We start from the raw sequence: 14,646 nt of genomic DNA, 5'->3' as shown, positions 1-14,646 counted from the left end.
CGCCCTTCTCAGATCCAGCCCGCTTCCCGGGCCCGGCGCAACGCGGTCGTCCTGTTGCTCGCCACGAGCTTGCGGATGGCGGAGGACATGTGGTTGCGCACCGTCCCCTCGCTGAGGCCCAGTTGCCGGGCCACGGCGCTGAGCGTCCGGCCGTCCTCCGCGCACCGCAGGATCTCCGTCTCCCGGACGGTGAGCGGGTTCTGGCCGGCCGTCAGGGCGTCGGCGGCCAGCTCGGGGTCGATGTAGCGGCCGCCGTCGTGGACGTCCCGGATCACGCTCAGCAGCCGGTCGGCGCTGATGTCCTTGGAGAGGAAGCCCCGCACTCCGGCACGGAGCGCGCGCTGCACCTGCCCCGGACGGCCGTAGCTGGTGAGGATGATGACGGGAAAGCCGCTGCGCTCGGCCTGGATCCGCTCGGCCGCCTCGATGCCGCCCATGACGGGCATGTCGACGTCGAGGATGGCCAGGGACGCGTCGTGCCGTCCGATCAGCTCCACCGCCTGGTCCCCGCGCCCGGTTCCGGCGACCACTTCGAGGCCGTCCTCCAGGTTGAGCAGGGTCATGAACGCCTCGCGGGTGATGGCCTCGTCCTCCGCGATGACCAGCTTGATCATCCCAGTACCCCCTTCTCCTCGGACCGGATCCGGACGTTCCTCTGCACCTTCCGCATGAAGTCCTCCGCGCGGACGCGCCGTGCGGTACCGGACCGGCCGGGCGGGTCGGCCGGGCCGGGCGGGCCGGGCGGCTCCTCCTGCGGCAGCGGCACGACGGTGTCGACGGCGTACGTGCCGCCCGGTCCGTAGCCGTGGCTCAGCTCGCCGCCCACGGTCCGCATACGGCGGGCGAGCCCGGCCAGACCGCTGCCCTGCCCGCGGCGCGGGACGCCGGGGTCGGCGCCGTCGTTCGTCATCCGGAACCGCACGTGCGACCCGTCGATCCACACCCGGATGTCGCAGCTCACGGCGCTGCTGTGCTGCAGGATGTTCGTGCATCCCTCCCGCACCACCCAGCCGAACGCCTCCTGGACCGGCTCGGCCAGCCCCTCGGGCACGTCCGAGACGGTGACCCGGATGCCCGCCGTCTGCAACGCTCCCCGCACGCCCTCGATCTCGGTGACGAGCGACAGCGTGCGGTAGCCGCGGGCCACCTCGCGCACATCCGCTATGGAGCGCTTGGAGAGCGCGGTGACCGACTCGACCTCGCCCCGCGCGCGCTCCGGCTGCTCGTGGATGAGCCGGGTGGCCAGTTCGCTCTTGAGAGCGATGACGGAGAGGCTGTGCCCGAGGAGATCGTGGAGGTCTCGGGCGAAGCGCAGCCGCTCCTCCAGGACGGCCATGTACGTGAACCGTTTGCTGGCCTGGACGACCTCGCGGTAGAGGGCGCCGAGCCAGCCGACGAAGAAGTAGATGAAGACGATGCTCGCGCCGCCGAGGACGAGGTTCACCACGTCGACGACGTGCGACTCCTGGAGCAGCAGGACCACGGCGGCCAGTCCCAGGGTCATGGCGATGACCGGGAGCGCGGCCCGCATGCGCAGATTCAGCACCGCGAGGCCGGAGAAAGGAACGGTGAGACTGACCCAGTAACCCTGGAGCACCACCGCCAGAAGAATGGTGCAGATTCCGCAGGCGAACAGCTCTCCAGGACGCCCGTTGTGGCCGATTCCATTCCTCACCACGCTCCAAGTTACTCGCGCGTAAGTGAAGCAGAAAATCGGCACGATTAAGAGTGCGAAAAGGAGGTGAGAGGAAGGGGGGCCACTGGCGGCCCATATCGTCTTCCCGTAGAGCCCAACGGTCAGACCGATTCCCAGGAAAATGATTCCGGCGAGACGTGAGATTGAATCCGCTGATCGCTCGACCGGTATACCGCTTTCTGCCACCATTGACACACTCCCCCGCGTGTCCAATTGTTAAAAATTACCGGGTACGGTACCACGGGAATCCGGAACGGTACCGGACTGTATGCGTCCGGGTGCCCCGTGGAGCACCTGCGGACTCCACCGCACTCCTCACCTTTCGCAGTTGGCGCGACACTCTGTGGGATCGACGGACGGGTTCGGCGACGGCACGGGACGGGCTGTCCGCGGCGCGGACAGATGCGACACATCGGCGGAATCGAAACCGCCATCCTCGCTTCCTTTCGGCCATGGGCGGAGACCGCGAGCGTAATCGAGAAGCCGTGCGAAGCGCCCCCAAGTGCGGTACTGGGAGCCCAAGTGCGGAACACGAAGTCGGCCCCGGAAGCCCGCAGGACCGTCTCGCATGCCCTCCGACCTGCCCAAACACCCCTGCGAGACGGCATGTAGCGGGAGCCAGACGCGATGTCGCGCCCCAGGGTCAGGAGTCGGACGGGGCTCCCGCCCGGGCGGAGAGGACGAGTGCGCGATGACCCGAACAGCGACGGCGCCGAGCGGCCAGGACGAGGCGCTGCGTGCCGTGCTGGCCGACCGCGCCCGCCCCTCCCGGCCCCATGCGCTGCGCACCTCGCTGGTGTTCGGCTGGCGAGCCATGCTCAAGATCAAGCACGTCCCGGAGCAGCTTTTCGACGTCACTCTCTTTCCGGCCATGATGATGCTGATGTTCACGCATCTTTTCGGCGGCGCCCTGGCGGGATCGACCGGCGACTATCTGACCTTCCTGCTGCCCGGAATGATGGTGATGAGCGTCATGATGACGACGATGTACACGGGCATCGCCCTGAACATCGACGTCAACAAGGGCATATTCGACCGGTTCCGCACGCTGCCGATCTGGCGCCCGGCGGCACTCGTGGGCGCGCTCTTCGGCGACCTCGTGCGCTATACGCTCGCCTCTGCCGTGATGGTCGCTCTCGGGCTCGTTCTGGGATACCGGCCGGACGGCGGGCCGTTGGGCGTTCTAGGTGCCGTCGCGCTGCTGCTGCTGTTCTCCTTCAGTTTCTCGTGGATCTGGACGGCGTTCGGCCTTCTGATGCGCACGGAGAAGTCGGTGCAGAGCGTGAGTTTCAGCGTTCTGTTCCCGCTCGCCTTCGTCAGCAACGTCTTCGTGGAGCCCGACACCATGCCCGACTGGCTCCGGGCCGTCGTCGAGGCCAGTCCCGTCACCCATCTCGTCGACGCCATGCGGGGGTTGATGAACGGTGACGTGGACGCCGGGCGGATCGGCCTCGTCCTGCTGTCCTGCACCCTGATGACCGCCGTGTTCGGCTCGGTCACGATGCTGCTCTACAACCGCAAGAGATAGCACCCCGGCAGGCCCGGAGCCCGCTCCTACGCCCTCACAGCGACCAGCTCCGCGTGCCGCCGCCCGCGCGGTAGCAGCACGTCGCGCCCGTCGAGACGGTCTCGCGCAGATGCGCCGCCAGCTCCGGATGGCGCTGGCCGAGCCGTCGCAGCGCGTGCCGGATGCGGGCCGTCACCGTCTTGCGGGCCCGCTCCGACTCGTCCCCCAGCCTGCGGGTGCGGCCCAGGAGCCCGGCGGCGCCGCGCAGTTCGTCCAGCAGCGCCTGACGCTCCTCGTCGAGGGTCGCCGCGCGCCGGTCCTGGCCCAGGTCGAGGGCGCGCTCGATCTCCTCGTCGAGCAGCGTCAGCCGGTGGCGATAGCGGGTCTTGGCCTCCTCGTCGAGCACGGCGTCCCCGCCCAGGCTCCGCGCCGCGACGACCATGTCCCCGCCCTCCGGGGCGAGAAGCCGCGCGGCGGGCACCTCGGTGCCCGGGCTGCTGATGAGCACGTGCAGGTCGCGCAGCCCCTTCGCGTCCGGCACATGGACCGTGCGGCCCGCGAAGCTGAGCGTCCACATCCCGTCGTCGAGCCGGAAGACGGCCGTGGTTCCGTCCGGCTCCCCCTCCTCGGGACGCCGCTCCTCGGACGCCTGAAGCGCCTCGGGCGACTCCAGGACCTCGGGCGTCTCGGGTGCCTCGGGGGTCTCGGATGCCTCACGCACCTCAAGTACCTCGGACGCCTCAGACACCTCAGACACCTCAGACACCTCCGGTGTCCCGGGCGCCCCCGCCCCCGGCACCGCCGAACCGGCCGTGGTGCCCTCACCGTCCCTGGTCCGGCGGACGCGCTGCAGGACGTCGGTCATCCCCAGCTCCACCGCCTCCTGTTCGGCCTCGTCCAGCAGCCGGGCCGCGGTCTCGCCGTCCCCTCCGGCGCCGCGCGCGACCAGCGCGGCGGCAAGCCGTGCCCGCGCCTCGGTGGCCCACGGACGGGCCCGGAACCGGTCGGCCGCGCGGCACGCCGCGGTGAACCCGTCGACCGCCGCGCCCCAGCGCTCCTGCGCCGCGTCGAGCATCGCCGACCACAGCACGTACGGCCCCTGGATGTCGTACGCGGCGACCGAGACGGCCCACTGTCCGAGATAGGGCGCGAGCGCGGCCCGCGCCTCCGCCACCAGCTCCGGATCGCCGGAGGCGGCGGCGGTCTGGGCCTGGAACCGCAGCCACAGCGGCGTGAACCAGGGCACGTGCGGCTCGCCGAGCGCCGCCGTCCCGGTGAGGTAGCGCAAGGCCGGTCCGACGTCGCCGCGCTGCACCGCCGTGGTGGCTTCGATCAGCCGGGGGTAGAGGTGCGTGTCCTCGCGGCCGGCCGACTCCAGCAGCCCGTCGATCTCCTCGTAGCGGCCCTGGAGCGCGCAGAGAGCCCAGCGCTGGTGGTACCAGACACCCGCGCGGTCGATGTAGGGCTGCTCACCCAGGTCGTACGCCCGGTCGATGAACTCCCTGGCCTCCGCGAACCGCCCGGTCATCGTGGCGACCGCGCCCTGGCCGGAAAGGGCGGCGTGCACATGGCGGGGCAGGCCGGAGCGTTCGGCCCGGCCGACGAACGCGAGGTGCTCCTCCAGGAAGCGCGGATCGCCCTGCTCCAGCAGCGTGCCCGCGTACAGCGACGAGGAGTGCAGCTCCAGTTCGGCGTCGGCCGTACGGCGGGCCACCGCGGCCATCTCCTCGATGATCTTCTGCCGTTCGGGCACGCTGCCCGGTGACCAGATCGCGTCGTGCCGTGCCCGCAGGCTGAACGCGAGCGCCTCGTCGTCCTGCCCCTTCCTGGCCAGCACCACCGCGCGGACGCTCAGCTCCTGCGCGTGGTCGTACGGCGTCAGCGACGGGGCGGCGGGCGGCGCCTGGGCCTCGCCCGGTTCCGGCGTCAGGGTGCGGTAGGCGTCGGCGAGCACGTCGTCCCCCACCCGGCCCTGCCCGCCCTGGTCGCCGCCGTGCAGCGCCAGGCTGTGCAGCGTCAGCGCGACACGCGCCAGCAGCTCGTCGTCGCCCAGCACGCGCGCCGCCGCGGCGGCCTCCTCCAGCGTCCGGCGCCCGCCCTCCAGGTCGTTGGTCTGATACTGCGCCGCGCCCAGGTCGAGTGCGACGGCCGCGCGCCGGTGCGGCAGGTCGGCCGGGATCAGCTCCAGCGCCCGGCCGTAGTGGCCGACCGCCTCCTCCAGCGCGAGCCGCGCCGAGGCGTCGCGCGCGGCGGCCAGCAGATGCTCCACCACGTCCGTCACGTCCAGCTCCCCGGCCGCGAGGTACGCGTGCCGGGCCACCTCCGACGGCCCCGCGTGCCGCCGGAGCGCGGGCGCGCGCTCCAGCGCCCGGATCACCGCCGCGTGCCGCCGGACGGACTCGGCACCCTCCAGTCCCACGGACAGCGTCTCCCGCACCAGGTCGTGCACGAAGGCGAACCGCCCCTCGTCCAGCGGCACCACCAGCCGGGCGGCCACCGCCTGCCCCAGCAGCCGGTCCATGTCCTCGGCGGGCAGATCCACGCAGGCCGCGACCAGTTCGGGATGGAATTCGCGGCCGAGCACCGCGGCCGCCGTGAGAGCGACGGCCACCTCGGACGGCAGCAGCGCGAGACGGCTGCGCAGCGCCGAGCGGACACCGGGCGCGATGGCGGTGATGGAGTTGCCGCTGTGCCACAGCCGGGCGCTCTGCTCGACGAAGAACGGGTTGCCCCCGGTGCGCCGGTGGACCTCCGTCGCCAGATCGGGGGCCGGCTCCCGCCCGGCCGTCCGGGCCATGAGCGCCGCGACCTCGCGCGGTCCGAGCCCCGTCAGCGTGACGGTGCGCGCCTTCGCCGCCAGCGGCTGGAGCAGCGGGGCCAGCGGATGGTCGCCCGACTCGATCTCGGCGTCCCGATAGGTGCCGATCACCAGCAGCCGCTCGAACCACGTGTGCTGCACGACGAATTCCAGCAGCCGGACCGACTCCGTGTCCGCCCAGTGCAGATCCTCCAGTACGACCGCCACCGGACGCTCCTGCGCGACGGTCACCAGCAGCGTGGTGACCGCGTCGCTGAGCCGGAACCCCCGCTCGTCCGACGACCGCCCGACGCCGGACGCACCGGCGGACGTGGCGGACGTCCCGACGGACGTACCGGCGGACGTTGCGGACGTACCGGCGGGAGTACCGGGCGTACTCGCGGGCGCGGCGGCCTCGCCCAGCAGGAAGGCCAGGGACTCGCCGGCCGCTGCCGCCGCCCGTCGCCACTCCTCCTCGCCGAGCGCCCGCCGCAGGCCGCGCACGACCTGGACCCAGGGCCAGTACCCCGGGGCGCCCTCGCGCTCCCAGCACGTGCCGCTCACCACCAGCACGCCCCGGCCGCGCGCCCGGCCCAGCACCTCGGCGACGAGCGCGGTCTTCCCGATCCCCGCCTCGCCCGTGACGAGCACCAGTCCCCCGTGACTGCCGGACGTGCGGTCCAGCTCGGCCGTCAACAGCCGGGCGGGGTGCTCGCGGCCGATCAGCGCTGGTGTGTCCACGAAGCTCTGTCCCCCCAAGGAGTCGGTGTGGCCAGGTCGTTCGGCCGTCCGCCAGATCGTGTCTCGCAATCGCGACGTCCATTCTCGCGCCCTCCGGATGCGAGGGCCAACGCACTTGGCGTCAACACGTCCCGCACCGCACACGAGAAGTCAGGAGAGAAATTTCCATGAGCACCACGAGCCAGTCTCCCCCGAGTGGAGAGGGCCCTCCCCCGGCCGCGGAGGGGCCCCCGCGATGGACCCATCGCCTGACCGGGTTCCTCGTGGGCCGCCGCACGAAGTGGGCCGTGCTGGCGATCTGGATCGTCCTGCTGGCGGCGCTGGGCCCGCTGGCGGGCAAGCTGGCCGACGTCGAGGAGAACGACGCGGCGGCGTGGCTTCCCGGCCAGGCCGAGTCCACCAAGGTCGTCGAGCTCCAGGAGAAGCTGCGCGACGACGAGACGATCCCCGCCCTCGTGGTCTACGAGCGCGAGGGGGGCATCACCAAGGCCGACACCGCCAAGGCCCAGAAGGACGCGGCCGCCTTCGCCGGGCTCCCCGGCGCCGAGAAGGCGCAGGGCCCCTTCCCGTCCAAGGACGGCAAGGCGCTCCAGACCGTGGTGCCGATGACGGACGACAAGGTGGACAAGGCCGTCGAGAAGGCGCGGGAGATCGCCGAGCGCGGACCGCCCGGGCTGGAGAGCCACGTCACGGGCCCCGGCGGCCAGGCCGCCGACCTGTTCGAGGTCTTCGAGTCCATCGACGGGCTGCTGCTCCTCGCCGCCGCCGGCATCGTGATCGTCCTGCTGCTGCTCATCTACCGCAGCCCGGTGCTGTGGTTCATCCCCGTGCTGAGCGCGCTGTTCGCGCTGGCCGTCTCGCAGAGCGTGGTGTATCTGCTGGCCAAGTACGCCGACCAGACGGTGAACGGGCAGAGTTCGGGCATCCTCACCGTCCTCGTGTTCGGCGTCGCCACCGACTACGCACTGCTGCTCGTCGCGCGCTACCGGGAGGAGCTGCACCGCCACGAGGACCGGCACGAGGCGATGGCCTACGCGCTGCGCCAGGCGGGCCCCGCGGTGCTGGCCTCCGCCTCCACCGTCGCCGTCGGCCTGCTGTGCCTGCTCGCCGCCGACCTGAACTCCACCTCCGGGCTGGGCCCGGTCGCCGCCACCGGTGTGCTCGTCGCGCTCGCGGCGATGACGACGCTGCTGCCCGCGCTGCTGGTGATCTTCGGCCGCTGGGTGTTCTGGCCGGTCGTCCCCCGCTTCGAGCCGGAGGCGGCGGCCGCGGGCCCGACGGACGAGGCCGCGGCCCGGCACGGCGTCTGGTACCGCGTGGCCCGTGCCGTCGCCGCGCGTCCCCGCGCCCTGTGGGCGGGCGTCAGTGTGGTGCTGGTCGCGATGTCCTTCTCGCTGGTCTCGCTGAAGGCCGAAGGGCTCTCCGACGCGGGCCAGTTCACCGGCAAGCCCGACTCGGTGACCGGCGCCGCGGTCCTGGCGGACCACTTCCCGGCGGGCTCCGGCGTGCCCGCCGAGATCGTCGCGAAGGCCGCCGCCGCCGAGGACGTGCGGAAGGCCGCCGCGGGCACCTCGGGCGTGGCCGAGGTCAAGGAATCGGCCAAGGCCGCGGGGTATGTGCAGCTCGACGCGACGCTGCGCGATCCGGCGGACAGCGAGGCGGCGCGCAAGACCGTGGAGCGGCTGCGGGAAGCGGTCCATGACGTGCCGGGCGGGGAGGCCCTCGTCGGCGGCACCTCCGCCACCACGCACGACATGATCGAGGCCGCGGACCGCGACAACAAGGTGATCATCCCCGTCGTGCTGGTCGTGGTCTTCCTGATCCTCGTCGCGCTGCTGCGCGCGCTGATCGCGCCGCTGGTGATGATGGCGACGGTCGTGCTCTCCTACCTCGCGTCGCTGGGCGTCTGCGGGCTGATCTTCCAAGAGGTGTTCGGCTTCGAGGGCACGGACGCCGGATTCCCGCTGCTGGCCTTCATCTTCCTGGTCGCACTGGGCGTGGACTACAACATCTTCCTGATGCACCGCGTCCGGGAGGAGACGGAGGTCCACGGCACCCGGGAGGGCCTGGTGCGCGGGCTGGCCCTCACCGGAGGCGTGATCACCTCGGCGGGACTGGTGCTCGCCGGCACGTTCGTCGCGCTGGCCACCCTGCCGCTGGTGAACCTCGCGGAGATGGGCTTCATCGTGGCCTTCGGTGTCCTCGTGGACACCTTCGTCGTCCGGTCGCTGCTGCTGCCCGCGCTGTCCTACGACATCGGGCCGCGCATCTGGTCTCCCGGCAAGCTCTACCGCCGGGAGAAGGACCGTACCGACGGAGACGCCGGGGCAGAGGAGAAGCGCCTCGCCCCGGCCCGCTGACCCGGGCGCGGAGCCGCGCGTGCGCGCGTGAGCCACGCACCCGGAAACGGCCTTCCCGGACTGGACCCCCGCCCGTCCGGGAAGGCCTCCTCTCTTGCGAATTCTCTTGCGAAACGGCCGTGAAACACCGCTGTGCCTAGAGTCGTCCATGCAGTCAGCGCACATCCGGGCCGCGCGCCCCGCCGACCTCCCGGCCGTCGCCGCGATCTACGCGCACTACGTCGCGCGTACGGTCGTCACGTTCGACGAGGAGCCGCTGGACGCCGCCGCGTGGCGCCGCAAGTACGACGACCTGGCCGCGCGCGGCCTCCCCTTCCTCGTCGCCGCCGGGCCCGGGGACGAGATCGCGGGGTACGCGTACGCCGCGCCCTGGCGCCCCAAGCCCGCCTACCGGCACACGGTCGAGGACACGGTCTATCTGGCGCCGGGCCGTACGGGGCAGGGGCTCGGCGGCGCACTGCTCGCGGCGCTGCTCCTGCGGAGTGCGGGGGCCGGGGTACGGCAGATGATCGCCGTCATCTCCGACGTGGACGAGGAGGTGGGCCCCGCCTCGATCGCCCTCCACGCCCGCCACGGCTTCAAGGAGACGGGCCGTCTCACCGCGGTGGGCCGCAAGCACGGCCAGTGGATCGACACTGTGCTGATGCAGCGGTCCCTGGGGGTCGGTTAGGGGGTGCCCCGTCCCGTGCGTTGCGGAGTGCGCGTACGTCGTGGCTTGTCGCGCAGTTCCCCGCGCCCCTTCGGGGCTCAGGGGCGCGGCCCGCGAAGCACAGTCCGGGGCAGCCCCTGCCCGGAACCGGCGAAGGAGGGAAACCCTCACTCTCCGCGTCGTACCACCGGCTCCTGCAGCTCCGTGACCCAGTTCTCCGGCCCGCCCTCGCAAGAGAGCTGAAGCTCTCTCGGCAGCCCCGCCGAGCGATACCCGTTGGCTTCGATCCAGCGGGCGAGGGTCTGGAGGGACGGCATCACGTCGTCCATCGACCCGTGGTGGACGATCGTGGCGGCCGACTCGACCTCCGGGAGGTCGACGACCGCGAAGTCGTGGCCCTCTGCCACAGCGCCGGGCGCGATCTGCACCCCGGCGTGCACGACGACCGCGTCCTCGCCATGGTCGGGCCCGGCGCTCTCGTAGTACGCGAGCCCCATCCCCGCGGGCGGGATCCCCGCCTTCGCGAGCCGGGGGAACAGCTCCCCGTACAGCGGCTGGATGACAGGTCCGATCGACCCGGGCTCGGCGTGCTCGGCGACGCCGGTCAGCTCGGCCAGCCGTACGGCGGGCAGCCGCTTGACCACGATGTCGTCCGACGACATATGACCCTCGCTCTCGATCATCCGGAGTCGCGCGCCGACCCGCGCCAGCCGGGCGGCGTCCGCCGCGAGCTCGGCCTCCAGTTCGGCCTCGCGCAGCCGCAGCATGCCGCGCAGCTCCGCCGCGCTGACGGGCTCGCGCTCGTCGAGGATCACCCGCACCTGCTGGAGCGTGAAGCCCAGGTCCTTGAGGGCGATGATCCGGTTGAGGCGGGTGAGCTGGTCGGCGGCGTAGTAGCGGTAGCCGCTGAACGCGTCGACGTGGGCGGGGCGCAGCAGTCCGACCGCGTCGTAGTGCCGCAGCATCCGTACGGACACGCTGCCGTGGGCGGCGAAGTCTCCGATGGTGAACATGACGCCCCCTACTCCACGGCCTCACACGGTGTGAGGGTCAACCTCGCGGGACTCGGTCCGCTCGTCCCAGCACTCGATCTCGCCCGGCAGCCCCGGCACCCGGTCCCGGGTGAAGACCGGGTCGAGGCCCTCGCGGCGCTGGGCGAGGTAGTCCTCCAGCAGTTTCCACGCGATCGCGGACAGCGGCAGGATCGCGAGCAGATTGACGAGCGCCATGCCGCCCATGAAGACGTCCGCGAGGTTCCACACGACGTCGACCGAGCCGAGCGCGCCCCCGAAGACGGCCGCCAGCACCAGCACCCGGTACCCGGGCAGCACCCAGCGGCGCCCGGTCATGAAGCGGATGTTCGACTCGCCGTAGTAGTAGTTGCCGATCAGTGTGGAGAAGGCCAGCAGGAAGACGACGAGGGTGAGCACATGGCCCGCCCAGCCGCCGAGCGTGTCCGTCAGCGCGGTCTGCGTGAGGTCGGCCCCGCCGCGCTCGGAGAGCGAGGGGTTGGAGGTGAGGATGATGAACGCCGTCATCGAGCAGATCAGCAGCGTGTCGAAGAAGACACCCAGCGTCTGCACCAGGCCCTGCTTCACGGGGTGGGTGACCTCGGCCGTCGCCGCCGCGTTGGGCGCCGAGCCGAGCCCCGCCTCGTTCGAGAACATCCCGCGCCGCACGCCCTGCTGGATCGCCGCGCCCAGCGCGCCGCCCGCGACCTCGCGCACCCCGAAGGCGCCGCCGACGATGTCGGCGAAGACGCGCGGCACGTCGTTCACGTTGAGCAGCACGACCGCGAGGCCGAGCAGCAGGTAGAGCACGGCCATGACGGGGACGACGAGGGAGGTGACCGTGGCGATGCGGCGCACGCCCCCGAAGACGACCATGCCGAGCAGCACCACGAGCCCGGCGCCCGCGCCCGCCGCCGGGAAGCTGTCGCCGAACGAGCCCCGCGCGACCGAGGCGATGGTGTTGGACTGCACCGCGTTGAAGACGAAGCCGAAGGTCACGGTGATGACGACGGCGAACAGCACCCCCGCCCAGCGCTTCCCCAGCCCCCGCTGGATGTAGTACGCGGGCCCGCCCCGGTACGTACCGGAGTCGTTGCCGCCCGCGTCCCTGTTGCGCACCTTGTAGAGCTGCGCGAGCGCGGACTCGACGAACGCGGACGCGGCGCCCAGCAGCGCCATGACCCACATCCAGAACACGGCCCCGGCCCCGCCCGCCGTGATCGCGGCGGCCACACCGGCGATGTTGCCCGTACCGACGCGGGCGGCGGCGGAGATCGTGAAGGCGCCGAAGGCGGAGACCTGCTTACGCCCGTCGGGCCCGGTCTCCGCCTTGTCGCCGAGCACCCGGATCATCTCGGGCAGCATCCGTATCTGCACGCCCCGTGACCGGAGGGTGAACCAGAGCGCGGCGCCCACGACCAGCGGGATCAGGAGATACGTCCAGAAGACGTCGTTGACGTCGAGGATGAGGGAGTTCAGCGAGTCCACACGGCGCCCTTGGAAGTTATGACGGTAACTACGGCAAATCTTCCGTAGCGTACGTGTCCGGACGGACCCGGCGCGAACCCGTAGGAAGCGGCTGACCATGCGCTTTCTCACACGCCCACACGAAAGAGCACCCCGGTGACCGGGGTGCTCTTATGTACGGAAGCGATGCGCGGGGTGGAGGACGGTGTCGGGGACCCGCCGGGGTCACAGGCTGCCGCTCCGCAGCATGACCCGGCCCAGGCCGGCCTGCGCGGTGGCCAGGCCGCGGATCACGGGGATCGTGGTCGCGAGGAGCACGACGCCCAGCGCGGTGTTGAAGGCGATGTCGGGGCCGCGGCCGGTGAGACCGAAGGCCAGGTCCATCAGCCCGTCGTTCTCGTCACGCGGGATCGACCAGGACCACAGGCCGTACGTCAGCCCGCCGATGCCGCCCACCAGCCAGGTCAGCGTGATCGAGAACGTGGCGACCCGGACCGGGAAGGCGACGACCGCGTGCACCAGGTCGCGCCAGCCCTGCGCGTCGGCCAGCATGCCCCAGCCGCCGCGCGGGGTGCGCTCGGGCTCGGCGGGCAGCGGACGGCCGCTGATGCGCTCGATCTGCGCGGCCTCGACCCGGGCGAACCAGCGGGCCATGGCGAGCGTGCCGCCGAGGACCGGGAGGCCGACCAGCAGGATCAGCGTGGAGAGACCGAGGGAGAAGCCGGTCACCATCAGCACGAAGGCCGCGATGCCGAGCGGCAGACCCGAGAGGAGGTACGCCACCTCCCGCCGGAACCGGCCCGGAACGCGGGCCGCCGTGCCCATGTGCTGGTCGGTGACCGTCGGTGCCATCTGGAACTCCATCGTCGTCGTCATGTCTCTACGATCCCGCCGCGCGGGCCCGGAGAGCAGCCGCCTGAGTGGCGTCTCGGAAGGTGTAGCTAACACCACCCCTTGGGGCGTCCCAGGTCAACACCGGCCCCCGGGAGCACAGTTGGAAAGAGACAGGAAGACCGTCACTCACCACGGATAAACTCCCGCACCATGCGTGAACACCGGCACCACAAACAGCAGTTCGCCGCACTCGTCCTCACCGCCGCGGTCGCGCTGACCGGGTGCGGGGGCGAGGACGGGGGGTCCGCCGACGGCAAGAAGGACGGCGGGAAGAACGGCAAGGGAGACGCGGCGGCGAAGGCCGACCCGTCGGGGCCTTCGGGGAAGTCCAAGGGCGCGATCCCGGCGAAGGGCGTCGTGGTCAAGGCGTGGTGCGCCGTCCCGGCGAACAAGCCCGCGGACGTCGTCGTCGAGGCGTGGGACCCCGGGTCCTGGAAGAAGGTGGCCACCACCACGTTCACGCTCCCGACGACCACGGTCATGACGGAGGAGGACAACGCGAGCACCCCGCTCGCCGAGCTCTGCAAGGGCGACGTCGTCACCCCGGAGGACACCGGCACCGGCACCGGCACCGGCACCGAGGACGAGGGCCCCAAGGCCCTCGCGGAGCCCCGCGTCCGCCAGCTCTTCAACGACGACTTCACCAAGCTGGCCGTCGTCCTCAAGGACACCGAGACGGAGGGCACCCGGGCCGCGGTCGTCACGCCCGGGAACGCCAAGCCCACGATGGTCAACAAGTCCGGGGGCTCGGACTTCGCCGACGCCCCCACCGAGCAGCACCCGGTCTTCGCGCCGGGCGGCTCCGACCAGGTCTGGTACATGACCAAGGCCGAGAACGAGGACAAGCCCACCTTCTTCACCGCCCCCGCCGAGCGGCGCGGCAAGGGCGACGAACTGAGCGCCCAGCGCCCCGGCTTCACCCTCGCGGGCAGCCCGGCCGGCCCGGCCAGCGCGCTCACGGCAAGCGTGCTGCGCCTCAGCCCCGACAGCCGCAAGGCGGCGGGCTTCCACGAGATGCAGGGCATGAACGTGGTGGACGTCCCCCGCCGTACGACCGTCCAGCGCGACGACGACGCCCCGCTCCACCCCCTCGGCAGCTGCATGCCGCTGGGCTGGACGGACAGCACGACGGTCCTGTGCGGCGAGCGCGAGATGACGGAGGACGACCCGGCCAGGAAGAACAACTTCTGGACGGTGGACTCCACCCGCCTCAAGAAGGACGAGGAGCCGCCCTCGGCGGCGATCGGCAAGCCGATCCTCCCGAAGACCAGCCGCAAGAACACGCTGCGCGCCCTCTCCCCGGACGGCAAGCAGATGATCCTCACCTCCCGCCAGGGCACGGTCACCGAGCACTTCACGGCCCGTACGGCCCCGGGTGCGGCCCCGAAGAAGATCACGGCGAAGGGCGCGGACCAGGCGCTCCGCGCGGGCCAGGTCCTGGAGTGGCGCTGAGGACCCGACCGGAATCCGACGGGGACTTGCCATCTCTGTCACTTAGTGACACTGTCACTAAGTGACAGAGAGC

At 71.6% G+C, this 14,646-nt stretch carries 10 protein-coding genes; 4 read left to right on the top strand and 6 right to left on the bottom strand.

What is annotated here, in order from left to right; genetic code table 11:
• Positions 1–8: 8 nt before the first annotated feature.
• A complete protein-coding gene (locus tag ACGF3A_RS12765; protein ID WP_393728739.1) occupies positions 9–614 on the bottom strand; it encodes a response regulator in 606 nt (201 codons plus the stop codon).
• Positions 611–1,675 (bottom strand): sensor histidine kinase, encoded by a 1,065-nt coding sequence (locus ACGF3A_RS12760; protein WP_393728737.1) that lies wholly within the window; start codon positions 1,673–1,675, stop codon positions 611–613. Before ACGF3A_RS12760 ends, ACGF3A_RS12765 begins: the two co-directional genes overlap by 4 nt.
• Before the next feature lie 712 nt (positions 1,676–2,387).
• Here ACGF3A_RS12760 and ACGF3A_RS12755 point away from each other — a divergent pair.
• Complete coding sequence (locus ACGF3A_RS12755) at positions 2,388–3,224, top strand: ABC transporter permease (protein WP_393728735.1); 837 nt, start codon at positions 2,388–2,390, stop codon at positions 3,222–3,224.
• Positions 3,225–3,258: 34 nt separating this feature from the next.
• On the opposite strand, the gene ACGF3A_RS12750 is transcribed toward ACGF3A_RS12755, so the two are convergent.
• Entirely contained in the window at positions 3,259–6,741 is a 3,483-nt protein-coding gene (locus tag ACGF3A_RS12750; RefSeq protein ID WP_393728733.1) for an AAA family ATPase, read from the bottom strand.
• A 167-nt stretch (positions 6,742–6,908) separates the two neighbouring features.
• Between ACGF3A_RS12750 and ACGF3A_RS12745 the strand changes: the two genes are divergently transcribed.
• Both ACGF3A_RS12745 and ACGF3A_RS12740 read left to right on the top strand, forming a co-directional pair.
• Positions 6,909–9,101: an MMPL family transporter gene (locus tag ACGF3A_RS12745; RefSeq protein ID WP_393728731.1), complete on the top strand. Its 2,193-nt coding sequence runs from the start codon at positions 6,909–6,911 to the stop codon at positions 9,099–9,101.
• Between the two features lie 148 nt (positions 9,102–9,249).
• Positions 9,250–9,771: a GNAT family N-acetyltransferase gene (locus ACGF3A_RS12740; RefSeq protein ID WP_393728729.1), complete on the top strand. Its 522-nt coding sequence runs from the start codon at positions 9,250–9,252 to the stop codon at positions 9,769–9,771.
• A 146-nt stretch (positions 9,772–9,917) separates the two neighbouring features.
• On the opposite strand, the gene ACGF3A_RS12735 is transcribed toward ACGF3A_RS12740, so the two are convergent.
• The 3 genes from ACGF3A_RS12735 to ACGF3A_RS12725 form a co-directional block, all read right to left on the bottom strand.
• A complete protein-coding gene (locus ACGF3A_RS12735; RefSeq protein WP_393728727.1) occupies positions 9,918–10,763 on the bottom strand; it encodes a MerR family transcriptional regulator in 846 nt (281 codons plus the stop codon).
• Positions 10,764–10,784: 21 nt separating this feature from the next.
• A complete protein-coding gene (locus ACGF3A_RS12730; protein ID WP_393728725.1) occupies positions 10,785–12,248 on the bottom strand; it encodes an alanine/glycine:cation symporter family protein in 1,464 nt (487 codons plus the stop codon).
• Between the two features lie 204 nt (positions 12,249–12,452).
• Positions 12,453–13,103 (bottom strand): sensor domain-containing protein, encoded by a 651-nt coding sequence (locus tag ACGF3A_RS12725; RefSeq protein ID WP_393728723.1) that lies wholly within the window; start codon positions 13,101–13,103, stop codon positions 12,453–12,455.
• A gap of 168 nt (positions 13,104–13,271) precedes the next feature.
• Between ACGF3A_RS12725 and ACGF3A_RS12720 the strand changes: the two genes are divergently transcribed.
• On the top strand, positions 13,272–14,573 hold the full coding sequence (locus tag ACGF3A_RS12720) for a hypothetical protein (protein WP_393728720.1): 1,302 nt from the start codon (positions 13,272–13,274) through the stop codon (positions 14,571–14,573).
• Positions 14,574–14,646 lie beyond the last annotated feature (73 nt).

The sequence above is a fragment of the Streptomyces sp. NPDC048172 genome (genome assembly GCF_043202595.1).
Lineage (GTDB): Bacteria > Actinomycetota > Actinomycetes > Streptomycetales > Streptomycetaceae > Streptomyces.
This window is presented reverse-complemented; position numbering and strand designations above follow the sequence as displayed.